At 62.7% G+C, this 25,077-nt stretch carries 28 protein-coding genes and 2 tRNA genes; 11 read left to right on the forward strand and 19 right to left on the reverse strand.

Features of this window, described 5'->3' with window-relative positions; genetic code table 11:
* Window positions 1-100: 100 nt before the first annotated feature.
* From lgt to SU48_RS12780, 9 genes are all read right to left on the reverse strand, one after another.
* Window positions 101-1,033 (reverse strand): prolipoprotein diacylglyceryl transferase, encoded by a 933-nt coding sequence (gene lgt / locus SU48_RS12740; RefSeq protein WP_064015568.1) that lies wholly within the window; start codon window positions 1,031-1,033, stop codon window positions 101-103.
* A 133-nt stretch (window positions 1,034-1,166) separates the two neighbouring features.
* Entirely contained in the window at window positions 1,167-1,934 is a 768-nt protein-coding gene (tatC, locus tag SU48_RS12745; protein ID WP_064015569.1) for a twin-arginine translocase subunit TatC, read from the reverse strand.
* A 19-nt stretch (window positions 1,935-1,953) separates the two neighbouring features.
* Window positions 1,954-2,193 carry a twin-arginine translocase TatA/TatE family subunit gene (locus tag SU48_RS12750; RefSeq protein WP_064015570.1) on the reverse strand — a complete coding sequence of 80 codons (240 nt, stop codon included), beginning with the start codon at window positions 2,191-2,193 and terminating at the stop codon, window positions 1,954-1,956.
* 414 nt (window positions 2,194-2,607) lie between these two features.
* Window positions 2,608-3,336, reverse strand: coding sequence for an SDR family oxidoreductase (locus SU48_RS12755; RefSeq protein ID WP_064015571.1), 729 nt, complete (start codon window positions 3,334-3,336; stop codon window positions 2,608-2,610).
* Between the two features lie 55 nt (window positions 3,337-3,391).
* A complete protein-coding gene (locus SU48_RS12760; protein WP_064015572.1) occupies window positions 3,392-3,784 on the reverse strand; it encodes a hypothetical protein in 393 nt (130 codons plus the stop codon).
* A 47-nt stretch (window positions 3,785-3,831) separates the two neighbouring features.
* On the reverse strand, window positions 3,832-4,248 hold the full coding sequence (locus SU48_RS12765) for an organic hydroperoxide resistance protein (RefSeq protein WP_064015573.1): 417 nt from the start codon (window positions 4,246-4,248) through the stop codon (window positions 3,832-3,834).
* A 65-nt stretch (window positions 4,249-4,313) separates the two neighbouring features.
* Window positions 4,314-5,192: a hypothetical protein gene (locus tag SU48_RS12770; protein WP_064015574.1), complete on the reverse strand. Its 879-nt coding sequence runs from the start codon at window positions 5,190-5,192 to the stop codon at window positions 4,314-4,316.
* Between the two features lie 100 nt (window positions 5,193-5,292).
* Window positions 5,293-5,943, reverse strand: coding sequence for a pyridoxamine 5'-phosphate oxidase (gene pdxH / locus SU48_RS12775; RefSeq protein WP_064015575.1), 651 nt, complete (start codon window positions 5,941-5,943; stop codon window positions 5,293-5,295).
* Window positions 5,940-6,782: a DNA-formamidopyrimidine glycosylase gene (locus SU48_RS12780; RefSeq protein WP_064015576.1), complete on the reverse strand. Its 843-nt coding sequence runs from the start codon at window positions 6,780-6,782 to the stop codon at window positions 5,940-5,942. The genes pdxH and SU48_RS12780 overlap by 4 nt, the downstream gene beginning before the upstream one ends.
* Window positions 6,783-6,902: 120 nt before the next feature.
* On the opposite strand from SU48_RS12780, the gene SU48_RS12785 reads away from it, so the two are divergent.
* Window positions 6,903-7,541 (forward strand): pyroglutamyl-peptidase I, encoded by a 639-nt coding sequence (locus SU48_RS12785; protein ID WP_064015577.1) that lies wholly within the window; start codon window positions 6,903-6,905, stop codon window positions 7,539-7,541.
* Window positions 7,542-7,694: 153 nt separating this feature from the next.
* Here SU48_RS12785 and SU48_RS12790 read toward each other — a convergent pair whose 3' ends face one another.
* From SU48_RS12790 to SU48_RS12805, 4 genes are all read right to left on the reverse strand, one after another.
* On the reverse strand, window positions 7,695-8,003 hold the full coding sequence (locus SU48_RS12790; protein WP_064015578.1) for a hypothetical protein: 309 nt from the start codon (window positions 8,001-8,003) through the stop codon (window positions 7,695-7,697).
* Between the two features lie 16 nt (window positions 8,004-8,019).
* Complete coding sequence (locus tag SU48_RS12795; RefSeq protein ID WP_231881629.1) at window positions 8,020-8,439, reverse strand: hypothetical protein; 420 nt, start codon at window positions 8,437-8,439, stop codon at window positions 8,020-8,022.
* Window positions 8,436-8,981 (reverse strand): hypothetical protein, encoded by a 546-nt coding sequence (locus SU48_RS12800; RefSeq protein WP_064015579.1) that lies wholly within the window; start codon window positions 8,979-8,981, stop codon window positions 8,436-8,438. Before SU48_RS12800 ends, SU48_RS12795 begins: the two co-directional genes overlap by 4 nt.
* A gap of 70 nt (window positions 8,982-9,051) precedes the next feature.
* Window positions 9,052-9,489: a response regulator gene (locus tag SU48_RS12805; protein ID WP_064015580.1), complete on the reverse strand. Its 438-nt coding sequence runs from the start codon at window positions 9,487-9,489 to the stop codon at window positions 9,052-9,054.
* Between the two features lie 257 nt (window positions 9,490-9,746).
* Between SU48_RS12805 and hisF the strand changes: the two genes are divergently transcribed.
* From hisF to SU48_RS12825, 4 genes are all read left to right on the forward strand, one after another.
* Window positions 9,747-10,568 (forward strand): imidazole glycerol phosphate synthase subunit HisF, encoded by an 822-nt coding sequence (hisF, locus tag SU48_RS12810; protein ID WP_064015581.1) that lies wholly within the window; start codon window positions 9,747-9,749, stop codon window positions 10,566-10,568.
* The gene (gene hisIE / locus SU48_RS12815) at window positions 10,565-11,239 is read left to right on the forward strand and encodes a bifunctional phosphoribosyl-AMP cyclohydrolase/phosphoribosyl-ATP diphosphatase HisIE (protein ID WP_064015582.1); all 675 of its coding nucleotides are present in this window, start codon (window positions 10,565-10,567) and stop codon (window positions 11,237-11,239) included. Before hisF ends, hisIE begins: the two co-directional genes overlap by 4 nt.
* Window positions 11,240-11,363: 124 nt before the next feature.
* Window positions 11,364-12,254, forward strand: coding sequence for a DUF4394 domain-containing protein (locus SU48_RS12820; RefSeq protein WP_064015583.1), 891 nt, complete (start codon window positions 11,364-11,366; stop codon window positions 12,252-12,254).
* An 83-nt stretch (window positions 12,255-12,337) separates the two neighbouring features.
* Entirely contained in the window at window positions 12,338-12,955 is a 618-nt protein-coding gene (locus tag SU48_RS12825; protein ID WP_064015584.1) for a 5-formyltetrahydrofolate cyclo-ligase, read from the forward strand.
* 153 nt (window positions 12,956-13,108) lie between these two features.
* Here SU48_RS12825 and SU48_RS12830 read toward each other — a convergent pair whose 3' ends face one another.
* On the reverse strand, window positions 13,109-14,215 hold the full coding sequence (locus tag SU48_RS12830; protein ID WP_064015585.1) for a coiled-coil domain-containing protein: 1,107 nt from the start codon (window positions 14,213-14,215) through the stop codon (window positions 13,109-13,111).
* 48 nt (window positions 14,216-14,263) lie between these two features.
* Window positions 14,264-15,223 (reverse strand): coiled-coil domain-containing protein, encoded by a 960-nt coding sequence (locus tag SU48_RS12835; protein WP_064015586.1) that lies wholly within the window; start codon window positions 15,221-15,223, stop codon window positions 14,264-14,266.
* A 158-nt stretch (window positions 15,224-15,381) separates the two neighbouring features.
* Between SU48_RS12835 and gcvT the strand changes: the two genes are divergently transcribed.
* The 4 genes from gcvT to SU48_RS12855 all read left to right on the forward strand — a co-directional run bounded on the left by gcvT (window position 15,382) and on the right by SU48_RS12855 (window position 20,510).
* Window positions 15,382-16,455 (forward strand): glycine cleavage system aminomethyltransferase GcvT, encoded by a 1,074-nt coding sequence (gene gcvT / locus SU48_RS12840; protein WP_064015587.1) that lies wholly within the window; start codon window positions 15,382-15,384, stop codon window positions 16,453-16,455.
* A 75-nt stretch (window positions 16,456-16,530) separates the two neighbouring features.
* Complete coding sequence (gene gcvH, locus SU48_RS12845; RefSeq protein ID WP_064015588.1) at window positions 16,531-16,893, forward strand: glycine cleavage system protein GcvH; 363 nt, start codon at window positions 16,531-16,533, stop codon at window positions 16,891-16,893.
* Window positions 16,894-17,062: 169 nt separating this feature from the next.
* Window positions 17,063-19,939, forward strand: a complete 2,877-nt coding sequence (gcvP, locus tag SU48_RS12850; protein ID WP_064015589.1) for an aminomethyl-transferring glycine dehydrogenase — start codon at window positions 17,063-17,065, stop codon at window positions 19,937-19,939.
* Window positions 19,940-20,099: 160 nt separating this feature from the next.
* On the forward strand, window positions 20,100-20,510 hold the full coding sequence (locus SU48_RS12855) for a hypothetical protein (protein ID WP_064015590.1): 411 nt from the start codon (window positions 20,100-20,102) through the stop codon (window positions 20,508-20,510).
* Here the strand turns inward: SU48_RS12855 and SU48_RS12860 are convergent.
* Entirely contained in the window at window positions 20,507-20,944 is a 438-nt protein-coding gene (locus SU48_RS12860; protein ID WP_064015591.1) for a hypothetical protein, read from the reverse strand. The genes SU48_RS12855 and SU48_RS12860 overlap by 4 nt on opposite strands.
* Window positions 20,945-21,341: 397 nt before the next feature.
* Window positions 21,342-21,656, reverse strand: a complete 315-nt coding sequence (locus SU48_RS12865) for a cupin domain-containing protein (RefSeq protein WP_064015592.1) — start codon at window positions 21,654-21,656, stop codon at window positions 21,342-21,344.
* A gap of 266 nt (window positions 21,657-21,922) precedes the next feature.
* On the opposite strand from SU48_RS12865, the gene dnaG reads away from it, so the two are divergent.
* Window positions 21,923-23,713 carry a DNA primase gene (gene dnaG / locus SU48_RS12870; protein ID WP_064015593.1) on the forward strand — a complete coding sequence of 597 codons (1,791 nt, stop codon included), beginning with the start codon at window positions 21,923-21,925 and terminating at the stop codon, window positions 23,711-23,713.
* A gap of 57 nt (window positions 23,714-23,770) precedes the next feature.
* The gene (locus SU48_RS12875) at window positions 23,771-24,730 is read left to right on the forward strand and encodes a hypothetical protein (protein ID WP_064015594.1); all 960 of its coding nucleotides are present in this window, start codon (window positions 23,771-23,773) and stop codon (window positions 24,728-24,730) included.
* Between the two features lie 51 nt (window positions 24,731-24,781).
* Here SU48_RS12875 and SU48_RS12880 read toward each other — a convergent pair.
* Both SU48_RS12880 and SU48_RS12885 read right to left on the reverse strand, forming a co-directional pair.
* Window positions 24,782-24,856 (reverse strand) — tRNA-Val (locus SU48_RS12880).
* Between the two features lie 29 nt (window positions 24,857-24,885).
* Window positions 24,886-24,961: transfer RNA gene (locus tag SU48_RS12885), tRNA-Ile, on the reverse strand.
* Window positions 24,962-25,077: the final 116 nt, after the last annotated feature.

Genomic DNA, 25,077 nt, shown 5'->3' on the forward strand with positions numbered 1-25,077 from the left:
GAATGCCTAGACATCCACAGGGGCCACCCTGACAATGCGGCGGGCAAGGGAAACCGTTCTTCCGCTTGCCCGCCGCCCACAAAATTTTTAGAAGAGAGCCCTACACCGTTTTGGGCGGAGTGGCCGATACCACCGGATCGACCCGCGTATCCGGCTGTTTGCGAAGTTGCAGCAGGAACCAGATGGAAGCCAGAATCAGGGGCACAGAAATCAGGTGCGTATCTGTCCAGAAGCCGATGCCGGGGCGGTCTAGGCCCTGATCGAGGTAGCTTTTGACGGAGAGGGGATTGAGGCGGAAGGTTTCCTCTAGGCCCGCACGCAAGATGGAATACCACAGCCAGAACTGCCAGAAGGCCCAGCCCGGTTTGCGCGAACGCAGCCAGAAATACGCGGCAATGCTGAGAACGATGCCGATGAACACGCCGTACAGCTGCGTGAAATGCACGGGCGCGGTCATCACGAGTTGCCCGCCGATCTGCTGGCAGTACTGAGACAAATCCATGTCGGGGTTGGCGGCCCTCACGCACGCGCCGTCATGGAAGGCACGCGCCGAGTCGGGCCAGCGGTAGCCGATGGGCCAGCCCGTCACGCGGCCCACCGTGTCGGTGCCGTTCATGATGTTGCCGATGCGTCCGCCGATGATGCCGAACGCCACGCCGGGCACGCACAGGTCGGCGTACTGGTAGAAATTGAGCTTGTAGCGCCGGGTGTAGTAGATCAGCACCAGAATGCCGCCGATCAGGCCGCCGTGAATGGAGATGCCGCCTTGCCGCAGGTTGATGATATCCAGCAGCACACGGGGAAACGGGATGTTCTCGAACTGGTTCCATGAGGTCGCCACGAAAACGATGCGTGCGCCCACCAGTCCCCAGATGATCATCCAGAGAATGATGTCGTTGAAGAGGTCGACGTTGAGGCCGCGTTGCCGGGCCATGCGTGTGCCCACCCACACGCCCGCGACGATGCCCAGCGTGATCAGCACGCCGTACCAGGCAATGGTGAAACTGCCAATTTGCAAGAAAACAGGATCCATAAGTTGGGGTCAGTGTATGCCGGATAGGGGCGGGCCGGGTATGAAGTCCCGGTCATGAACAGGGATTGAGGGCAGAGTCGCAACGACAGCGGCCCATCTTCCGCAGGGAAGACAGGCCGGAACAAGCACAGATTTACAACTCTAAAGCAGGTGTTTCTTCAGCGGGCGGCTGAATGCGGAACACGCGGGACAGTACGACGCCCAACTCGAACAGCAGGTACAGCGGGCCAGCCACCAGCAACATGCTGCCGGGGTCGGGTGTGGGTGTGATGATGGCAGCGGCCACCATGATGCCCACGAGGGCAAAGCGCCAGCCCTTACGGAGCATGGTGTGGTTCACGATGCCGATGCGGGTGAGGATCACGGCCAGAATAGGCATCTCGAACGCCAGCCCAAACGAAACGAGGAACGTAATGATCATGCCCATGTAGCTGGCAAGATTCAGCAGCGGCGTAACAGTACCGCCTAAGAAATCGACGAAGAAGCGAACCATCGTGGGCAGTACCAACTGAAAGCCAAAGACTACGCCAGCAGCGAACGCCAACCCTGCCCCCGCAATAAAGGGAATAGCCCACTTGCGCTCGCTGGCATAGAGGCCGGGGGCGACAAAGGCCCAGACTTGCCACAAAATAAACGGCAATGCCAACGCCAAACCCGCCCACAGCGAAATATTGAAGCTCAACAAAAATTGGTCGGTGAGCTGGGTAACGATCAGTTGAACTTTGTTCTCTTGATAGAGCCGCGAATATTTCAGGGGTTCTTTCAGCAGCTCAATCAGGTCGACGCGGTAATTCCACGCCACGCCCATACCCGCCACCAGAAAGAGGACGCTGTAGATCAGGCGCTTGCGGAGTTCGTCGAGGTGGTCGAACAGCGGCGCACTTTTCAGGTCTTGCATCATGACCGCTTCTCCTGTGTCCTTAACGCCGCTCGACTTCAGTAACCGTCGTTTCTACGATTCGGCCATCTGCGGTGCGCACGGGGTCAAGCGTATGGGAATGCACGTCGGTCACGGCAGGAGTCACAGGTTCATGAATCTCTTTCTTGAAGCTCTTGATGCCCTGCCCGAGGCCCTTGCCCAGTTCGGGAAGCTTGCGTGCGCCAAAGATCAGGGCGATAACGACAACGATCAGAATAATTTCCAGTGGCCCGAATGACATATGTTGCTCCTTGGGTGGTGCGGTGATGGGTTGCCCGGAGTGGGCCAAGCGGCTGACTGTAGGGTAGCGCGTGCCTGCGGGGGGCTGTGTGGGCTTGCTTTCTGTGCCCTGCGTTTCGTGCCCTGTGTTTACCGATCCGGCTGAATCGGCCCCTCTGCGCCCTTCTTACCCTGAATGTATGCGGGGCAAGTCAAATTGGATCACTGGTGGGTGAACTGGACGTCAACATGAAGGCTTGATCTGGGGCGGGTGCGCTTAGGGTTGCTGGTGCTTGGTCTCAGGCTCTAAAGATCTAGGGGCTAAGAAAAAGCGCTAGGGCAACAGCTCTGGCTTAGGTGATGTGGCTTGGTTGGAAGCAACTCTTAGACCCTAGACCCGTAGACGCTTTCACGCCCCGGAACCTACGCCATACATTCAGATGCTCCAGCCCCCATCCACCAAGATTTCTTGCCCCGTGATGTAAGCGGCTTCGCGGGTGGCAAGGAACGCGACGGCGGCCCCCACTTCGCCGGGTTCACCAAAGCGGCGGGCGGGGATTTTGGCGGTCAGTTTTTCGGCGTCGGCGGGGTCGGCGTGTAGGGCGCGGAGGCGGTCTGTGGCGGTGTAGCCGGGGGCCACCGTGTTGCAGGTCACGCCGTCGGCAGCCACTTCTAAGGCCAGCGTTTTCAGGTGGTTGGTCACGGCGGCCCGCATGGCGTTGCTGACGGGCAGATTGAGGGCAGGCCGCCCCACCGTCAGGCTGGTGATGGCAATGATTCGGCCCCAGCGCCGCTCGCGCATACCGGGCAGCACTGCCGCCGCCAAACGCACCGTACTCAGAAAGGTGGTATTCAGGCCCGCCAGCCACGCTTCTTCGGTCACGGCGCTCGGCAGGGCTGGGGGCGGCCCGCCCGCGTTGCTGACCAGAATATCGACTTGTCCGGCGGCGGCCAGAGCAGTCTGAATGCCCTCCGGGGTACTCACATCGGCCACCACCCAGCGTGCGCCAATCGCGTTGGCCGCCGTTTTCAAGGCGTCTGCGCCCCGCGCCGCCAACGTGACTTGTGCGCCCAGCCGCATCAGGTCATGCGCCGCCGCGAGGCCGATGCCCCGGCTGCCGCCCGTGACCAGCGCCCGCTTACCTTCCAATCTGAACAAGGTCATACGGCTACGGTACACCGGGGAAAGTCAGAAAGAAAAAACTTTTTGGCCTGCTGCTTTACTTGAGCATTTGGAGAGCACAAAAGTTTTGATAGAACAACTTAGTCTTCGAGTCGTACCAAGAATGGCTGAAGTACGATTCATATTTGTCTCTTATGTAGAAGGAGTCTGAGATTTGACTGACCGACTTGACCTGCTTGGTAACCTTACGGGTTTTTGGGTCGAGGCTGTTCCATAGATACTGGTAATTCTCAGCCAAATGCTTTTGCGCGTAGCCGATATCTGTTCCCATAGACCCGATGCTCGAAGTCCCGTCCACGAAATCGCACTTCATTCCCGTAAATTGACGGGCTTCCAAGCTGAGGCGATTCATAGTGCGCTGTTCTTCTTGATCGACTTGAGCTAAAGCGAAGCCGCACATCAACAGTGCGGCCAAAGGAAATTTACGCATGACTCCAGAATAGGGGCGATGGGTCACACGGTTCTTGCAGATCGGTCTTACACCACGCTCAGGCGCACGTCTACGTTGCCCTGCGTGGCGGTGCTGTAGGGGCAAACGGCGTGTGCGGCGTGCATCAGACCCTCTGCTTGCTCGGTGGTCAGGCCGGGAAAGTGGCCCACGAGTTCTATGTCCAGCCCGAAGCCGAGGCCCTTTTTCTCTAGTCCTACACGGGCGGTAATGGTGCTGTCGTCGGTGAGTTCGATTTTCTGGCGGCGGGCCACCACGCCCAGTGCGCCTTGAAAGCAGGCCGCGTAGCCCAGCGCGAACAGTTGCTCCGGGTTGGTGCCGGGGCCGCCGTCGCCGCCGAGTTCTGCGGGCACGCTGAGGTTCAGGGTCATGCGTCCATCGCTGCTGGTGGTGGTGCCGCTGCGTCCGCCGGTGGCGACGGCCTCTGCCGTATACAGGTTGCTCATGGGGGCCAGAATGCGCCGGGAACGTGGGTCAGGGCAAGGGACAAAGGCGGGCGTTACCTGTGGGGTTACCTGACCCGCACCCGCACATACGCCCGGTCTGCGTAGCCCTCATGGTCAGGGCGGTGTGCCCGGATGTAGGGATGCCGCTCTATCAGCAGCGGATCGGCCCGCAGCAGTTCGGTCAGGTAGCGCTCGGTGACGGCCAACGTGGGGCCGGGTTGAGGGTAGCCCGCCGTCGCAAACACCACTTCATGCTTGCCCACAGCCAGCGGCTGCACGCGCAAGAGGCTGTCGGGGACAGGGCGGCCATTGATCAGGCCGTATCCGAGGGGGCCGCAATCGTTGGCAAGGGCGGCGTGCGCGGCCAGCAGCGGAGCCAAGAGGGGCTGGCTGGGGTCATGCGTTCTGAGGTTGCGGGCCAATTCGCCTGCCACTACAGCTTCACCTTTGTGTTGACTGGCTTGGCGTTCGCGTTCCCCGGCCAACAGGGCGTGCAGAATCAGGGCGCGGCCCGCTGCCACCGCCGCCAACGAGGGTGGAAGAGCCGCCGCGCCGCTGGGGTCTTCGTGCAGTACGCTGATCGGCCCCACGCGCCAGACCTCGCGGCGGGCGTTGCTGACGGCGGCAAAGGCGAAACCTACATTCAGGGGCAGGCGACTGGATTGCACGCGGGCCAACGCAGCGGCCAATCCAGCGGTCAGGGCGTCTACTGCGCCGCGCAGGGTGGCGTGTTCGGGCAGGGCACGCAAGCCCGCCGCGCCGATGGTGGCGGCAAAACGGGCTGGGGTCAGGCCGTGCGGCAGGCTCACGCTTTGGCCACCGATGCTCAAATCCAGACCACTGAGGACGGCGACGATCTGCGGAGTGACCAACAAGACATCTGCGCTGAAAGCCGGGTCACCCATGCGTGAGCGCACGCTGGACTCCACCACGCTCAGAGACATGGGTGCAGTTTAGCCGTGCCTGCCCGCAGTTTGCTCAGTCCACCCTATCCCTATGCCCCGGCTGACCTTTATACGGCGGGGGCGGCGCACGGGCAACAGCTCAGGGCATCAGCCGTTCTATGCTCCAGCCGCCCTCCTGCCGGGCATACCGAAAGCGGTCGTGCATGCGGTTGGGGCGGCCCTGCCAGAATTCCCATTCCTGCACCCTCACCCGGAAACCGCCCCAGAAGTCGGGCTTGGGCACGGGCAGATGCTCGGGAAAATGGGCCTCCAGATCGGCCAGCTTTTGCTCCAGCTCCGCACGATCAGCTATGGGCGCACTCTGCGGGTCGCTGGCGTGGGCGGCCAACTGGCTTTCGCGCGGGCGGGCATGAAAGTAGGCGGTACTTTCTTCGTCACTCACGCGCTCTACTGGCCCAAATGCCCGCACCTGCCGCTCGTGATCAGCCCAGTGAAACAGCAGTTCCGCCTGCGGATTGCCCGCCAAGTCGCGCCCCTTGTGGGAGTCGTAATTGGTATAGAAGGTGAGGCCGCGTGCATCGGCTCCGCGCAACAGCACGGTTCGCACCGAGGGACGGCCCGCGCTATCGGCGGTGGCGAGGCTGAGGGCATACGATTCGCGCAGGCCGTCGGCAATCGCTTCATCCAGCCAGCCCTGAAACTGGGCCAACGGGTCGGCATTCAGGTCGGTGCGGCGCAGTTCGGCGCGGGTGTAGCTCAGGCGCAGGGCGGTCAGGTCTGTATCGCTCATATAGCCCTGACCTTCTGACACTGGGGGCAAAAATGCGTGCCACGCTGGGCTAGCACGATTTTTTCGATGGTAGTGCCGCAGCGGTCACAGGGTTTTCCGGCCCGGTCATACACATGGTGGCGGTGCTGGTAGGCCCCCGCCTCGCCGTCGTGCTGGGCGTAGGTGCCGTCGCTGAGGGTGCTGCCGCCCGCTTCCACCGCCGCGCCCATGACCTCGCGGATGGCGTGGTACAGGCGCGTGGCCTCCGCCGCATTCAGGCGGGTCTGGGCTGGGTGAATCTGGGCCGTCCAGAGGCTCTCGTCGGCGTAGATGTTGCCCACGCCGCTCACTGGTTTTTGAGACAGCAACCAAGGTTTTACGGCTCCGCAACTGGCCGCCCGCACCACGAAATCATCCAGCCCAAAGTCGCCCGTCAGGGGTTCCGGCCCCATTCCGGCCAGCGTGGGCATCGTGGCGTACTGGCCGGGGCGCACCACCGCCATCTTGCCGAAGCGCCGCGCATCGTCAAAGTGCAACGTGCCGCCGTCGGTGGTCAGGGTCACGCGGGTGTGCTTGCCCGCCTCCAGCCGGAAACCGCCGGTCATGCCCAGATGCACGATCAGTTCGAGGTCGTGGGGCAAGTCGTCAGGCAGATCAGGCAGGCCGTCTGCTTCGGCGGCGGCCAGTTGCAGCATCAAGTATTTGCCGCGCCGAGAGAGTCCGGTAATTCGGCGGCCTACCGCCAGATGGGTATCTCGGTACTTGTGCGGCGCGTCGTGTTCTATGCGCTCTATCACGCGGCCCCGCAGCAGCGGCTCTATTTTTCGGCGCGTCGTTTCCACTTCCGGCAGTTCGGGCATGGGGCGAGCATAGGGCGCGGTAGGCATCGGCTGTGCGGCTTACGCTTCCATTCCTTACCATGCAGCTATGATCCTGCCCCTGCTCCATGCCTCCCCGCTCCCTACAGCGCCGGAGTTCCGGTGACTTTCCGCGCTGGCCGTACTCTGTTGCTGACGGGCTTCGAGCCTTTCCATACCCACCCCAGCAATCCCAGCGCCGCCGCTGCCGAGGCCCTGAACGGAGTGATCCTGCCCGGTGGGCTGCGAATCCACTCGGCCCTGCTGCCCGTCGAACCCCACGCCGCCCGCGCCCGTTTGCTGCCGCTGCTGAGCGAACTGCGCCCCGACGCGGTGCTGCTGACCGGACTCGCGGCAGGCAGGCCACAGGTGACGCTGGAACGTGTGGCCCTGAACGTCATGGATTTTCAGATTCCAGACAACGCCGGGAAAACCTACCGCGATCAGGCTGCCGAAACTGCTGGCCCCCCGGCCCTGCTGGGCACCCTGCCGATGCGGGCCATTCTGGCGGCGTGGCGGGAGGCAGGCATTCCGGGCGACATCAGCAATACGGCGGGCCTGTACGTCTGCAATTTTGTGATGTACCACGCACTGTATATCCTGCAAACGCAGGGCCGCGCCCACGTGCCCGCCGGATTCCTGCACTTGCCCGCCAATGCTGAGGTCGCCTTAGCGGTGGCCCCAGACCGCCCGCCGTTGCCCTATTTGCCGCAAGACGAACTGACGCGGGCGGTGCGTGTGGCGGCGGGGGTGCTGGGGTAAAAGTGAAGTCGGAAGGTGAACCCCCTGTTCCTGACGCAACGCCCCCCTTAGAGGAGAGGACTAAAAGCTGTTGCGCTCCCCTTGAGGGGGGCTGGCTGCAAAGCAGACTGGGGGGTTGACACGCGGCTCAAATTTGACGTGGAAGGCGAACCCTTACGGAAACGGCGCACGCCCCGCCACCCAGCCCCCCGACTCTCCCCCAGCCCAGTGCCAGCCCGCTGCTGACGGTTCGGACGGCTTGTGGGCCAACGCCGCCAGCACGGCGGCCAGAGGCACGCGGCGGGCAAAGCGGGTGCGGGCATGCCACGCCGCCAGCACCGTTTCTGGATGTGTGGGGCGCAGGCCGCGCAGGGCCGCGTCGGCGCGGTTGACCGCCAGATCGAACAGGGCGGGCGGCACGGCTCCCAGCGGCGTGGTGCCACCCGGATCAGGATCGTGCAGAAAAGGGCGCTCGGTGGGCATCTGGCGGCGGCCCGGCTCAGGCGGAGCGTTCGCGGCGGGCCAGAGCGGCGATTTGTCCGGCGTGCCAAGCGGTGTGGCGGGCGTTCAGGCGCAGCAGGTCGGACACGGTGACCGTCTGGCCGGAATGCGTGACCATCAGGCCCAAAGCCGATTCGGGCAGGGCGCGGGCGGCGGCCACTTCCCACTCCATCAGGCGGGTCAGGCCCGCGTCGTCCGGTGGGTGCGGCACAGGAATGGCCTCAGCGTGGGCAGCGGCGGCAGAAATCAGTGTCCAGTACGCCCGTTTGGTGGCCGTCAGGTGCGAGGCCAGCGCCGCGATCCGGGGGTGAGGTTGCCCCTCGGCCCCCGCCAACGCCGAGCGCACACTTTCCCACGGGTGCCCGTTGGCCTCTTCCAGCAACGTCGCCAGTGCAGCGGCAGAGAAAAGAGCCGTCACAGGGGCCGCCGATTCTGGGGTTGATGCTGCTGGATCAGGCGGTATACGCCGTCGTTGCCTTGCAGCAGGCGGCCCGTTTGTACCATGTGGCGGGTTACGGCCTGTGCCTGCGCGGGCGTCAGCGGGCTGCTGGCACTCAGGTCAGCCAGCGTAAAGCGTCCGCCCTTGCGGTGCGCGAGGCGGTACACCATGCGCTCCTGCACGTCGGGGCGCTCTTGCCCGCCCAGCGCACGTCCCATGCGTCGGCCAAACAGCCACCACACCAACGCGCCCACCACCACCCCGATCAGCAGTTGCAGCGGTACGAGGCTCACGGCGACGTCTGGCACGGCAAAGGTTTGGGCCACCGCCAATGCCTGTGCTTTGGCCGCCGCCACTTCTGCCGCGCCCGCACCGCTGGCGATCAGGTCGCGCAAGTCGCCCCGCGCCCGCAAGAATCGCATCACGCCGCCCACATCGCCCCGCACATAAATGACGCCGAACGCGATCAGCGCCGCCGAAAGCCCTGCAATCACCGATAATCCCCACCGCGCCACGTTCACGCGCCCATGCTACGGGAAGTGGGTGCCGGGGAGGGTGTCAGGGGCGCAATTCGCAACAGATGCCGACGTCCTATCCCAGATTCGGGCGGCGGTTCAGTTGCGTCCAGAAGGCCGTGATGGTGGTCATGGCCTCCCGGAACTGACTGAAATCCAGCGGTTTGATGACGTAGGCGCTGGCCCCGTGTGCGTAAGAATCGCTGATGTCGCGCGGTTCGCCGCTGGTGGTCAGCATGACGACCGGAATATCGCGGGTACTGGCGCAGGCACGAATGGCGTCCAGCACGGCCAGCCCGTCCATCTGCGGCATCTTCAGATCAAGCAAGATCACGTCGGGCAGGGGATTGGACGGCCCGCTGGCGTTCAGCACCGCGATGGCCTCCGCGCCGCTACCCGCCACGGTGACGTTGTGAAAGACCTGCTGAAGCTCGCCGCTGTCACGCAGCACCGTCAGCGCCAACTCCACATCGTTGGGGTTGTCGTCTACCAGCAAGATTCGGCGTTGCTTCACAGTCTCTCCCTTCCTCCGTGTCGTAGAAATGCGTCTCGATCTGCAGTGTACCGCTGAACTATGAAGATTATATCAAGGTTTGATCAGCTTTATGTGTCGAAAGCACACAATATGGTTTGATTTCTAAATTCTTCTTTACCCTTCAAAGGGTGCACTATGAACCTGACTCTGAAATGACTGGGTTGGCATCAATACTCCTCTGCCCGGTGTATGGGTGTCTGCGGCTCCTGCTGTGGTGGGCGTCCTACACTTGAGCGGTGTTAACCAAGCGCATCATTCCCTGCCTCGACGTCCAAAACGGGCGTGTGGTCAAGAACGTCCGGTTCTTCGAGAACCACCGCGACGCCGGAGATCCCCTGCTGCTGGCGCAGGCCTACGAGGCGCAGCAGGCCGATGAACTGGTGTTTTACGACATCACCGCCACCCATGAGGGCCGCAGCCTGATGCTGGACGTGGCCGCGCAGGTGGCCGAACAGGTGATGATGCCGCTGACGGTAGGCGGCGGCGTGAACCACCTCTCGGATTTCCGGCAACTGCTGATGGCGGGCGCAGACAAAATCAGCGTGAACAGCGGGGCCGTGAAGCGCCCAGAGCTGATCCGCGAGGCCAGCGACCATCACGGGGCGCAGTGCGTGATGCTGAGCATAGACGCCAAACGCCGCGCCGATGGGCAAGGCTGGACGGTGCATGTGGGCGGCGGGCGCGTGGATACCGGGCTTGACCTGATCGAATGGGCGGTGCGTGGGCAAACGCTGGGCGCGGGCGAACTGTGCCTGAACATCATAGACGCCGACGGCACGCGGGCCGGATTTGCGCTGGATGCTACCCGCGCTGTGTCCCGCGCTGTAGATCTGCCTGTGATCGCGTCGGGCGGGGCAGGCCAACTGACCGACTTCCGCGACGTGCTGCGCGGCGGCGACGCGGGTGGAAACGCCGATGCTGCACTGGCCGCCAGCGTGTTTCATTTTGGAGACCTGACGGTGCCGCAGGTGAAAGCCTACCTACAGGCCGAGGGAATCGCGGTGCGCCCCGATTGGCGCGATACGGAGTCTGGCGATGTGCGAGGCTACACGGCATGAGCGTTCCTGCCCTTGAAAACCTCAACTTTGGCCCCGATGGACTGATTCCGGTGGTCACGCAAGACGCCCGCACTGGCGCGGTGCTGATGCAGGCCTACGCAGACCGTGCCGCCGTGGAGCGCACCCTCGCCACCCGTGAAGCCACCTATTTCAGCCGCTCGCGGGGAGAGCAGTGGATTAAAGGGGCCACCAGCGGCCACACCCAGCGCATCGTGGATGTGCGGCTGGACTGCGACGGAGACAGCCTCTTGTACCGCGTAGAACAGACCGGGGCAGCCTGCCATACCGGGGAATACAGCTGCTTTTACCGCTCCATGTTGGGGGAACAGCCGGAAGAGGCCGCCACAGAGAATGGGCTGGACGGCACGCTGGAGCGCGTGTATGCCACCATTACCAAACGCCTTGCCACGCTGCCGGAAACCAGTTATGTGGCCCGCCTCCACGCTGGGGGCCTTGACCGCGTGCTGAAGAAGATCAGTGAGGAAAGCGGAGAAGTGCTGCTGGCCGCCAAGAATGGAGACCGCGCCGAACTTGCCACCGAAGTCGCGGATTTGTTTTTTCATACGCTGTTTGCGATGGCCGAAGTGGGCGTGGGGCCTGCGGATGTGGCCGCCGTACTGCAAGCCCGCGAGGGCAAAACGGGCCTGAAGGGGCCAAAAGAGATCGGGTAAGGCCTGAGTATTCTTTGCACCTTCAGGTATGAGAGACACCTAAAGTACCTCCCAAAGCCGCCCTGTGATCCAAACGGGCGGCTTTCGCATATACCTATCTAAAGCCCTACCGGAGGTTCCACCCATGACCAACACACTGACCCGCTTTGCCCTGCTCGCCGCCGTTTCTACCGTTGCCCTCGCCTCGTGCAATATGACGCCTGTGCCCGAAGCCCCCACCGGGCGCGTAGCCTACGGCCTTGACGCCACCGGAAACTTGGCAACCTTCGGCCTCAGCAACGCGGGCGCGAGTTACAGCACCCGCGCCGTGACCGGGCTGAGCGCGGGCGAAACGTTGGTGGACTTGGACTTCTGGAATGTGGACAACGCCTTGTATGGTCTGTCGAGCAACGGCACGCTGTACAAGATCGACCCGGCCACAGGCGCGCTCACCAAGGATTATGTCGGCCCGACGCTGGGTACCCCCACAGCGATGGACTTCAACCCCGTTGCCCGCCGCCTGCGCGTCTTTAACAGCACCGACGACAACTTCCGGACGACGCCGCTCGGAAGCTCTGCCGCCGCCGGAACCACTGCTGACGGCAAGTTGGTCTACGGCCCCACTGACGTGAAGACCGGATCCAACCCCGCGCTGACTGCCGCCGCCTACACGAACACGTTTGCCAGTGCGCCTGTGACGGGCGACACGACGGCCCTGTATTCCATCGACGCGGGCACCGACACGCTCGTCATGCATACGTCGGCCACAGGGCCGGGAACCACGATGGGCAACTTTAGCGTGCTGAACACGGTGGGCAACCTCAACGAGGACGCCATCAGCGGCGCGACGGGCTTTGATATCGTGGGCGCGAACGAGGCCTACATCAGCATCAATAGCGGCACCACCACCACGCTGTATTCCATCAATCTGACGACTGGAGCCACCACCCAGACGGCCAAATTCACGGGCAGCCTGAAGACGTTCGCGGTCAGCCTCCCGGCCAGACCCGCCGCCCCAGTCCCACTTTCCAAGTAATCCTCCGGCACCAAAACAAAGCAAGCCCAAGAGCAGTCCGGGCTTGCTCTGTTTTGGTGTGAAGACGCTGCATACTTTTCAGGATGCCGCCCAGCTCAGATCAAAGCAGTTCGGATAGACCCAGCTCAGCCGCCCCGAAAACAGAATGGCGGGCTTGGGCGCGTGGAGTCCGGGCCGACTTGCCGAACAGATCAGAGGCTCTGACCACCCAATTGGCCGCTTTTTTGCAGGCACAGGGAGCGCGGCGGGTGCTGGCCTACCGCGCCTTGCCGGGAGAGCCGGACGTGTCGGCGTTGGTGGGCCAGTTTGAACTGTTCACCACCCGCGCCCGCTGGAAGCCGGAGCCACATTTGACGCTGCACGCTTGGGATACGGCTACCGAACTCAGCCGCTTTGGGGTGCTTCAGCCGCCCGCGAGTGCGCCGCGTGTGCCGCTGGACAGCATAGATGCCGTGTTGCTGCCCGCCCTCGCCTTCGATGAACAGGGCGTGCGCCTCGGCTATGGCGGCGGCTTTTATGACCGCCTGCTGCCCGGATTTGCTGGCCTGACCGTAGGGGTGGTGTGGTCAGACCTGATCGTGCCGACGCTGCCCAGTGAACCCCATGATGTGCGGGCGGGGTGGCTGGCGACTGAGGCGGGGGTGTGGGCAGTTGGGCTGGAAGGTGAACCCCCCCGTTGCTGGCGCAACGCCCCCCCTTAGAGGGGAGGACTAAAGATTTTGCGCTCCCCTTGAGGGGGGCTGGCTGCGGAGCAGACTGGGGGGTTTATCCGGAACCGCCAACAAACAACCCCCGCCCGCACCGGAATTGACCGGGCGAGCGGGGGCAAGTTCTTGCGTTCAGTCCACCAAAGCTCAGTACTTTTTGGTCTGCTTGGCCTGTTCCAACGCAATTTCGCGCAGCACGCTGGACGAACTGGCTCCAGACGCACCTTCGATGGCCTTCACGGCGAGGTCTTGCACCTGACGGCTGGCGGCTTCCAGTTGTTGCGTGAGGCTCTGAATGCGGGTCTGCTGATCGGCGATGTTGGTGTTCAGCGACTCGATTCGCAACTCGAAGGCCTGACGCTGGCCTTCCATGTCTTTGGCCTGAATGTCGGCGCGGGTTTTGGCTGTGTAGGTAGCAATTCCCCGGCCTTCATCCTTGGCTTTTTTCAGGGCCGATTCCTTTTCCTGATCCAGCAGAGCAAATTTGGCCCCGGTGTCGGCGGCGTCGCGTTCGCGCTCGGCCAAAGTTTTTTCGCTTTCGGCAAAGGCTTTGGCGGCAGTTTCGCGGCGGTCTTGCAATACCTGACGCTGCTGGTTCATTTCGCTGGCGTACTGTTCGCCGTCCAGTTGGCGGGCCAATTCCAGCGCGTACTGGTCTGCTTCCGACTTGCGCTCAAACTCGCGCTCGAAGGCTTCGGCGCTGTCTCTCAGGGCCTTGCGCTGGGCCTGCTGTTCCAGCGTCCACGCTTCCTGCGCGGTGCGGCGGCTGAGGTTCAGCGTGGCGCGTTCGGCTTCCGTGTCTGCCAAGAACTGGCGGCCCTGTTCGTCGTGGCTGGCAATCAATTCGCCCAGTAAGCCGTCTTTAGGCTGAAGGTCGTACAGGTTTTTCAGGTCGGCCAGTTCCGCCGTCACGCGCTCCTGAATGGCGGCCAAAGCTTCGGCCTCCTGCGTCAGCCACTCCGAAAGCTGGCTGGCGGTGGCCCCCAAGTTTTGCTGCACGGTTTCCAGCGCCTGCAAAGTGTTGCCGTTGCGCGTGGCAGCAGCAGCGGGTTTCTCGGTCACCGTACTGGGCGCAGGGGCAGCAGCTTGAGCCGGGCTGTTCTGGTTGGCCGCCACCTGCCGCGCCAACTTCTGGTTCTCGGTCTGAATCGCCTTCTGGTCGGCTTGCAGCTTGGTGATGGTCGCCAGCAATTCTTCGTAGCCGCTCAGCAGTTCGGTTTTGGTGTTCTTGTCACTCAGTTTTTTCAGGGTCATGGGCACATCCTCGGGTCAGTGGGGGAAGGGGAGAAGGAGTTGGTGGGCTCAGGCTTTTTGCGAGTAAGAAGTCACGGCACGCAGCGCGAGGTCTTGGGCCTGCTTCATCACTTCTTGCAGTTGCTCGGTCAGCGACTGAATCTGGCCCGCCTGACGGCTGAGGGTGTCGTCCAGCGCCGCAATTCGGTACTCGTAGACCCGCTTCTGGCCTTCCCAATCTCTGTCCATCAGTTCGGCCTTGACCTTGGCTTCCCGGCTCACTTCCTCGATGGCCTCAGCGCGGGTTTTGCTCACCAGTTCGGCCAATTCTGCGGGAAAAGCCGCCAATTTCGCTTTCTGCTCTTCCAGTTTCGCGCCCTGTGCCAGCAACACGGCTTCCCGTTCGGCCCAGTCTTTTTCGCGCACGCGGCGGTCTTCGGCGTGGTCACGCTCAAAGTCACGAATTTCGCGCTTCAAGTCGTCTTGCTCAATTTGGCGTTCGCGGGTCTGCTCATAGCTGTAGTCGGCGGTTTCCTGAAGCTGCGCGGCGGCCCGCTCTGCTTCGCGGGCGGCGGTGCTGCGTTCAAAGGCTTGGCGCTGTTCTTCCCACGCCTTGCCTTGCTCGGCCTGCTCACGGGCGAGGGCGTCGGCGGCCTGTTGCGCGTCGCGGGCCAGCGCTGCCATGCCCTCCAAATGCTCCACGCGCTGCAAATACAGAGCGTCGGCCACCACCCGAATCTGAGACAATTCGTTCAGGTACTCGCCCTGCACCACTTTGGCGCGGCGCACTTCTTCCAACCGCTCGTATTCGCCGTCCAGCTTGGCAATCAGACTTTGCAGCGTGGCGTTAAATTCGATCTGCAAGTCGGCCAGCGTGCCCACGATGCCGCCCGTAGTGAGCTGCGTGGCCCGCTCGACACGCACCAGATCCTTCTGGCGTTCGGCTTCCTGCGTGCGGGTCAGCAGGCTGGTTTGGGCGCGGTACTGCTCGGCGATACGGGCAAACTCTGTGGAAGAATTTTTTGTCATGACACTCCTTTTGGTGCTTGATTATGTTATATCCTAAATCCCGTTTGAGATCAAGACCACAATACAGAGGATTTGTGAGAGGGCTGACCGGGCCGATACTTCCCCCCTCTGTCCTGACCACCCGGACGCCCACGCCTCCCGTTCGCTACAGTTGACACGTGACCCTGACCCCCGAACCGACGCTGAAGCGCACGCCGCTGCACGCTGCCCACCTGCGTGCTGGGGCCAGAATGGTGCCGTTTGGCGGCTGGGAGATGCCCGTGCAGTACAGCAGTGTGAAGGCCGAACACGACGCTGTGAGAACCAGGGCGGGCGTGTTCGACGTGTCTCACATGGGCGAGTTCCGCGTGACTGGGCCAGATGCGGCCACCTTCCTGAACCGCGTGACCACCAACGACGTGACCAAGCTGAAACCCGGACGCGCCGCCTACAACTGGTTGCCCAACGATTCGGGCGGCCTCGTAGACGATATTTACGTGTACCGCGTGGCCGCTGAAGAATTCTTTCTGGTGGTCAATGCGTCGAACATAGAGAAGGATTGGGCGCATTTGCAGGCGCACGCAGGGGGCTTTGAAGTCACCCTGACGGATGAATCAGACCGCTGGGGGCTGTTGGCGGTGCAGGGGCCGCAAGCCGAGGCGATGCTGCAACCGCACAGCAGCGTTGACCTGAGCGCCGCCAAAAAGAACGCCTACTTTGCGGCCAAACTGTTCGGCTTCGACGTGTGGCTGGCCCGCACCGGCTACACGGGCGAGGACGGCTTCGAGGTCTTCACCGACGCCAGTGAGGCCGAAACCATCTGGGACAAGCTGCTCGCCATCGGCCTGACGCCTGCGGGCCTCGGCGCACGCGACACCTTGCGGCTGGAGGCGGGCTTTCCCCTCTACGGCCATGAATTCGCAGACCATATTCACCCGCTCAGCAGCACCTATACGTGGGTGGTCAAAAACACGGCGCACCTCGGCGCAGCCCACATCCAGACCGCGCCCAAGCACAAGCTGATCGGGCTGGCGCTGGATAAGGTTCCGGTGCGCGAGGGCTACCCGGTGCACCTCGGCGGCGCGGTGGTGGGCCACGTCACCAGCGGCAGTTCTAGCCCCACGCTGGGCCACCCGATTGGGATGGCGCTGGTGAATGCCGAGGCAGGCAACGCCGACGCTTACGAAGTCGAAGTGCGCGGCAAACTGCACCCGGCGCGGCGCATGGAACTGCCGTTTTACAAACGTTCCTGAAGGCCGTCCTAAATTTTCGACTCGCCGCCATAGCCGATCCCACACAGCACCACACAGAATTAGGGAGAATAAACCATGCAAACCCCCAACGAACTGAAATACGCGCCGTCGCACGAGTGGCTGTCTGAAGACGGCACGGTGGGCATCTCCGACTTTGCTCAGGATCAGTTGGGCGACGTGGTGTACGTGGAACTGCCCGAAGTGGGCCGCATCGTGACCGCAGGCGAAACGGTGGCCGTGGTGGAGAGCGTGAAAACGGCGTCGGACATCTACGCGCCCGCCACCGGCACCATCACTGCCGTGAACGACGCCCTCAGCGGCGGCCCCGAACTCGTCAACAGCAGCCCTTACGAAGACGGCTGGCTGTTCAAGATCGACGTGACCGAGGAAAGCGCCGAGTTGTTGAGCGCCGAGGACTACGCCGCCGCGAACAACTGAGGCGCGGTCTAAGGGTCGAGGGTCTAAGGGTCTAAGAACGGCTTGAAAGACCAGTGGGGCGGCGAATCTGGCCCCAAGTCTTGGCCTGTACCCACCCGCCCTGCCACGCCGAATATCTGCACCTTAGACCCTAGACCGTTAGACCCCTAGACCCAACAGGAGCTACCCCATGCGCCGACTAACCGACTTACTGCAAACCGACGATTTCACCCGCCGTCATATCGGCCCCAGCGAAGGCGAGCAGGCTGTCATGCTGCAAGAACTTGGCTACAGCAGCCTCGAAACCTTCATCAGCACGGTGGTTCCGGCGGCGATTGTGCGGCCCACCGAAATGCAGGTGGGCGGGCCAGTGACCGAAGCGCAGGCCATTGCCGACTTGAAGGCGGTGGCGGCCAAAAACAAGGTCTTCCGCAGTTATATCGGCATGGGTTACAGCGGCACGCACACGCCGCCCGTGGTGCTGCGGAACCTGCTGGAAAACCCCGGCTGGTACACCGCCTACACGCCGTATCAGGCCGAGATTTCTCAGGGGCGGCTGGAAATGCTGCTGAACTTTCAGCAGATGGTGATGGACTTGACGGGCATGGAAGTGGCGAACGCCTCGCTGCTGGACGAAGCCACCGCCGCCGCCGAAGCGATGACCCTCGCCAAGCGAACGGCTAAGGCCAAAGGCAACGTCTTCTACGTGGCCGACGACGTTCACCCGCAAACGCTGGACGTGATCCGCACGCGGGCCGAGTTCTTCGGTTACGAGGTGCAGACGGGCGCGGCCAACGCAGAACTTCCAGAAGGCACGTTTGCCGCGCTGGTGCAGACCCCCGGCACGTATGGCGACTTGCATGACCTCTCCCCCATTGCTGATCGGGTACATGGGGGCGGCGCGGCCCTGATCGTGGCAACCGATCTGCTGGCCTGTGCACTGGTCACGCCTCCGGGCGAGCAGGGAGCCGACATCGTGATCGGCAACTCTCAGCGGTTCGGCGTGCCGATGGGCTTTGGCGGCCCACACGCGGCCTTCCTTGCTTGCCGGAGCGCCTATCAGCGCAGCATGCCGGGGCGCGTCATCGGGGTTTCTAAGGACAGCAAGGGCAAAACCGCCCTCCGCATGGCAATGCAGACCCGCGAGCAGCACATCCGGCGCGAGAAGGCGACGAGCAACATCTGCACCGCTCAGGCCTTGCTGGCGAATATGGCCGCCGCTTACGCCGTGTGGCACGGGCCGGAAGGCATCAAAACCATTGCCGAGCGCGTGCATCTGATGACGGGGATACTGGCGAAGGCGTTGGCCGATGCAGGCATGAACCCTCAGACCAGCTTCTTTGACACGCTGAGTTTTGAGGGTGTTGAGACTGAAATCAGGGCACAGGCTGAAGCCAAGGGCATCAACTTCCGCTTCAGCGCGGGCAAGGTGGGCGTGACGCTGGACGAAACCGTGACGCTGGCTGATCTGGCCGACATCACCTCCGTCATCACCGGGCAGGTGGCAGACCTCGCCGCACTGGAAGCAGACGCAGTAGACGGCATCCCCACCCCTCTCCAACGCAGCACGCCTTACCTCACGCACCCAACTTTCTCCGCGCACCACTCCGAACACGGCATGTTGCGTTACCTGAAGCAACTGGAAAACAAGGATTACAGCCTGACGCACGGCATGATTCCGCTGGGAAGCTGCACCATGAAGCTGAACGCGACCACCGAGATGATTCCAGTGACGTGGCCCGAATTCGGGCAGATTCACCCGTTTGCCCCTGCCGACCAGACCGAAGGCTACGCGCACTTGCTGGCGGAACTGGAAGCGTGGCTGGCCGACGTGACCGGCTACGACGCCGTGAGTTTGCAGCCCAACAGCGGGGCGCAGGGCGAGTACGCGGGCCTGCTGACCATTCGCAAATACCATGCGGCACGGGGCGACAGCCACCGCACGGTGTGCCTGATTCCCGCCAGCGCACACGGCACCAACCCCGCTTCGGCGGCCATGATGGGCATGAGCGTGGTGGTCGTCAAAACCGACGACATCGGTAACATTGATTTTGAAGACTTGAAGGCGAAGGCCGAGCAGCACAGCGACAATCTGGGCGCGTTGATGATCACCTACCCCAGTACGCACGGTGTGTTTGAGGAAAACGTGCGTGAAGTGTGCGACCTGATCCACGCGCACGGCGGGCAGGTGTACTTGGACGGGGCGAACATGAACGCGCAGGTGGGCCTGACCAGCCCCGGTTTTATCGGTGCAGACGTGAGCCACCTGAACCTGCACAAAACCTTCGCCATTCCGCACGGGGGCGGCGGGCCGGGGATGGGGCCAATCGGCGTCAAGGCCCACCTCGCACCGTATTTGCCCAACCACAGCGTGCGGGCCACCTCGGACAGCCAGACCGGAGCCGTGAGCGCCGCGCCGTATGGCAGCGCCAGCATCCTGCCGATTTCGTACCTGTACATCCGCCTGCTGGGTGCGGCGGGCCTGAAGCGGTCTACTGAAATTGCCATCCTGAACGCCAATTACATCGCCCACCAACTGCGCGGCGCGTACCCTGTGCTGTACACCGGGCCGGATCATGACGGCCTGGGCGGGCGCGTGGCGCACGAGTGCATTCTGGATATTCGCCCGCTCAAAGCGGCCAGCGGTATTTCGGAAGAAGACATCGCCAAACGCCTGATGGATTACGGTTTTCACGCGCCCACCATGAGCTTTCCCGTACCCGGCACCCTGATGATCGAACCCACCGAGAGCGAGCCCAAGGCCGAACTCGACCGCTTCGTGGCGGCCATGCTGGGCATTCGCCGCGAGATTCAGGAAGTGGAAGACGGCCTGCTGAGCGCCGAGGACAGCCCGCTGAGCCACGCGCCGCACACGCAGGGCGACCTGATGTCGGACGACTGGAACCGCGCCTATAGCCGTGAAGTGGCCGCCTTCCCCACCGGAGCGCAGCGTGCTTGGAAGTACTGGCCCGCCGTGAACCGCGTGGACAACGTGTACGGAGACCGGAACTTCGTGTGTAGCTGCCCGCCGATCAGCGAGTACGCCGAATTGCAACTGAGCGAGTAAAAGCAGTTGGGAAGGCGGGGCCGTTCATCACAGAGTGGCCCCGCTTTCCTGTGCCGACCCACGCTCCGCTTAACCCTTCCTCACCGCTTGCCTAACTCGGCAGGAGCTGACGCCAATCTGGTTCTGGGCTGCGGCTCATGCCGGGGCGAGAGCCTGTAGCATGCATCCACGCACCCTGAACACCGCCAACCGCGCCGCCAACTTTCTGGGCTGGTTCAGCATCGGCCTCGGCACCCTAGAAGCAGTGGCCCCGGCTGCATTGGGCCGCACGCTGGGGCTAGAGCGGCACACGACCCTGCTGCGCCTGTACGGCGTGCGGGAACTGACCGCAGGCGGGGCGATTCTGACACAGACGACCACGCCGCAATGGCTCTGGGCACGGGTGGCAGGCGACGCGATGGATATCGCCACGCTGGCCCTCGCACTGGGGCCGCAAAACGAGAAGCGGGCCAATGCCGCAGCTGCTCTAGTGGCCGTTGTGGGGATCACGGCGCTGGACATCTGGACGGCGCTTCAGTTGACCCGGCACGGGGCAGGGGCCAAGCACCCGGCGCTCAATCCTGAAAGCTAAGGAGCCAATTCATCTCCCTTTTTCGGCCTCGCCTGCCACGCCAGCCACACCGCCCACAGGTTCACGGCGGCGGCAGCCAGATGCCAAGGCACCAACTGCCCCGCCCCCGCCCAAGCCAGCGCCGTTGCAGCACACAGACCGTTCAGGCCCATCCCGATGATGAAGGTCAGGCGTTCGTGCGGCGTGGAATACATGGGCGTGCGTGGGCTGGGGTCGGTCATGGCGTCGTGGGCCTCGGCATACCGGATCAGGCTCAGCACGCCGAACACCAGCAGTAGGCCCGCCAGCAACATGCCCCACAGCCCCAGATACCGGTCTACATTGCTGTAGTCCACCGCCCCCAACGCAAAGTGCCCCAAAGACCCCAGAATGCTGACCAGCGCGAGGCCCAGCGTGCGAGGCGTGGAGTAGTTGGGAGCGTCACCAAGGGGCATTTGGGGCAGTGTACGGGGGAAGGACAGAGGGTCAAAGTGTGGGAAGGCGGGTTTTGCGGGGCGGTTGGTGGAGTGTGGATCGGAGAGAGTGAGCAGAGCAATCGCTGACGCTCACTTCCCTCTCCCGCTGCTTCGCAGTTCTGCGAGTCCCCGCAAGGGGAAAGCATGAGCAGACTCGCATCGTTCCCGCCCCATCCATGTGAGGCCGTCGTGCGTGCAACGCGCGGGCCAATTCCAGATTCAAGACGAGTGGCAATTCCGCTTCAGAAGAACGATTCAGTCGACTTAAAACGCGACAAGATCAATCTTGCCTAGTGCAACGCTAACTCCCCTGCACCCTTTGGGGGCGGGGGCTGGGGGGTGGGGGAGTCCAACGTGGGACAAACCCCAAACCCCCTCATTTCCCCGGAGTAATCACCTCTACCGCCGTCAACGTCTCCGCAATCCGGTAGGTATGGCTGGCCCCACTCGGCACGCAGTACGAATCCCCCGGAGCCAATGAAATCGTCTGCCCATTCACGATCAGTTCGGCGCGGCCCTCAATCACGTAGCCCAGCGTTTCATAGTCGTTCACGCTTTCGGGCTTGGCAGGATCGGGTTCTTCGCGGTGCCACAGCCGCATCTGCCCGGTCTGGCCGCGAATCAGGTGATGCTCGCCGTGTTCGCCGTGCTGCGTGTCGCTCTGGCTGACTTTGTACGTCTGGGGTGTCATGCCTCAGCCTGCACCGCCTTAGCCGCGCCGGGGTGAGGGGAAGATTCAGGGCCGCAGAGCTTTTGGCCCCCCAAGCCGGAAGGCCGACGCCCACGCATTCTGTCCGGCAGTCAGCAACAGTATGGCCAAAAACAACGTCCTACACACTCTTTTTCTGAATCTGACGCGATTTGGCAAGAAGGCGGGTGGCAGCGTACACTGCGCTTCTAGCTCTGTTGAGTTCACGCAGATCGAACAACCACAGCGCCGGGGGGTGAGGCAAACACATGGGAACCAAAGAAGACGTCCGTTCGCGGCTAAATATCGCGGAGGTCATCGGGGAATATGTGAGCCTCACGCCTGCGGGCAAGGGGCGCATGAAGGGGCTGTGTCCGTTTCACAAGGAAAAAAGCCCGTCGTTTCAGGTAGACACCGAGCAGGGGTATTACTACTGCTTCGGCTGCAAGGCGGGCGGCGACATCTTCAGCTTCGTGCAGCAGACCGAAAACCTCAGCTTTGGCGATTCTCTGCGGAAACTGGCCGAAAAAGCGGGCGTGCAGGTCGAAGCCAAGTACGGCGAGAAGTCCAGCCGCGACCTGTACGACGTGAACGCCTTCGCTCTCAGCTATTTTCAGGAGCATTTGCCGGGGCCTGCGCTGGAGTATTTGAAGGCACGCGGCCTGACCGATGCCACCATTGCCGCCTTTGAACTCGGTTACGCGCCCGAAGGCTGGGACGGCCTAGTGAAGCGGGCCAAAAGCCGGGGCATCACAGATCGCCTGCTGCTGGAAGCGGGCCTGACCACCGAAAACCCGGAATCGGGCCGAATTTATGACCGCTTCCGGGGCCGCGTCATGTTCCCCATCCGAGACCATTTGGGACGGCTGGTGGGTTTTGGTGGGCGCGTGCTGGACAACAGCAAACCCAAATATCTGAACACACCCGACACCGAAGCCTTCAAAAAGGGCGAACTGCTGTACGGGCTGGACAAGGCCAGAAGCCTGATTTCTGGAACAGGTACGGCGGGCGGCGGGGAATTGATCGTGGTGGAAGGCTATATGGACGTGATCAGCCTGCACCAGCACGGTTTTACGGGGGCAGTCGCCAGCCTTGGCACGGCCCTGACCGCCGAACACGCCATGCTGTTGGAGCGGCTGGGGGCGCAAAAGCTGACGCTGATGTTCGACCAAGATCAGGCCGGACTCAAGGCCACACTGTCGGGGCTGGATCAGGTCTTGGGGGCCAAATTCCGGGTGCGGGCCACCAGTGTGCCCAGCGGCAAAGACCCCGCCGACGCGCTGCTGGCCGGAGACGAAGCGGGCATCCGGCAAGCGCTGTTGGGCGGCCTCGACGAAGTGCATTACCGGGTACAGGCCGCGCTGGACAAGCACGATGTAGGCACCACCGCAGGCAAACGCAGCATTCTGATGGAACTGCTGCCGCGCATGCAAAACCTTGACCCGCTGGATGAGGGCGCGGAGCAGATGCGGACGATTGCCTGCCACACGCTGGGCATCAAGCCCGAAGCCCTGCTGGAATGGATCGGCTCTAAGGCCAAGCGCCGCAGCCTGACCGATACCCACATGGCCGGAATGAGTGCCCACCGGGGCGAAGAAGACCGGGAACTGTCGCTGCTGCGGCAACTGCTGGTCGATCCCAGTTTGCTGTCTAAGTTGGACGGCAGCACCCCTTGGCGCAACGAATCAGTCCGCAAGGTGATGCTGGCCGCGCTGGGGCAGGGCGTGGGCGGCGCGAATGCCGATTCCATTTTGGAAATCTTCCGGGGTCAGCCCGAAGAGCAACTGCTGATCCGCCTGATGTTCGAGGGCCGCGACACTGGAGCCATTTCCCGCGACACCAACCAGATGTACGAACAAAAAGTGAACGGGTACGCCGCCGCTGCCGTGGACGATATTCAGGTCAGCATGAGCATCGATTCTATGCGGGCCGAAGTGGACTTGCTGAAGCGCCAAGTGGCCGAAGCCGAAGCCGCCGAACAACTGAATCTGCTGCGCCAGATCGGGGAACTCCAGCGGGCGATAGAAGCCGAGAAGCGGGCGCGGCGGAGTACGGCGTAGAGACAGAGGGTCAACGTTCTCACAGGGAATCAGGCCAAACCCCACATACTGAGCGCCATGACCCTGTTTCGTGGCCTGATCTTGTGCGCCAGCTTTTGCCTCGCTTCAGCGGGTGGGCAAGGTTCGCCCCCTTTGCCGTCAACGCCGTTGCAGCAGTCCGGCTCCTCTCAGGGCAGCTCCTCTCAAAACTTTGACGAGCAGAACGCCGCCATCGCCCGCCTCGCGCCCGCTTTTGGTGGCTACTACACCCAAGACAAGTTGCTCTATATCGTGACCACTCTGGACGATGAGGCGGCCCGGCAGACCGCTGTAGAAACCCTGTTTGCACAACAGGGCGAGCAATTGCGCCGCAACGGATTCAGCCCGCAACAGGTTAGATTTGTACGTGGGCAATTTAATGCCGCGCAGCTGTTGCAGGCCAAGGAAGTTGTTCAAGGCGTCCGGGGATGGACAGGGTTGGGAATTGACCAGAAGCTCAACCGTGTGGATGTGCGGTTGGCGTTGCCCGTGCTAGAAGCTGACGCGCAGGCTTTCGTTGCGCGGCGGCTTCCAGCTGGCATAGTCGTCTTTACCTCGCGGCCGCCCCAAACGTTGCCGCCCGCAGACACCTTGCCACACCCCCACCGCGCCGTATTGAACGTCGAGTTAAAGGACAAAGCCGTCCAGATTCGCCTCGACCTTACCAATACGGGCCGCGAGCGCCTGCAATTTTCACACGGGGCTTGCGATTTTAGTTTTGAAGTGGTGCGGCTAGAGACAGGCGAAGTGGTGCGGCCCAGCCCAGCCGTTGACCTATGCGGCCTAGTGGGTCACCTGATCGACCTCAAGCCCGGCGCAACTCTGACTCTGGCATCTGGCACCTGGAATGTACGGACGCCTGAAGGTCAGGCCGCGCCACAAGGCCGCTACCTCATCCGGGCAGCCTTCGAGCTGTTTCAGAGTGACGGCAATGAGGCGACGAACCATGTGATCCGTCCGGCAGATGTGGTGCTGGAACTGCCCGTTAAGGTTAACTGAGCCGCGCCGAACAGGAAAAATCCCACCCGTAAAGGTGGGACTTTTTTCTATTGGTGGGCGGTATAGGACTTGAACCTACGACCTCTCGCGTGTGAAGCGAATGCTCTACCACTGAGCTAACCGCCCGAAACCGTACTGCTGCGCCCCAGAAATCTTGGTGGGCCCTGCCGGATTTGAACCGGCAACCAATCGGTTATGAGCCGACTGCTCTGACCGTTGAGCTAAGAGCCCGGACTGCCACAGAGTTAAGCACTACTGGGTTGAACAATCCACAAGGAATCATTCTGACGAGCGAGAGGAAGTGTAGCAACGGGGGCGGGCCTTGTCAAACTGACGGCAGCGCTCAG

It is taken from the genome of Deinococcus puniceus (genome assembly GCF_001644565.1).
GTDB lineage: Bacteria > Deinococcota > Deinococci > Deinococcales > Deinococcaceae > Deinococcus > Deinococcus puniceus.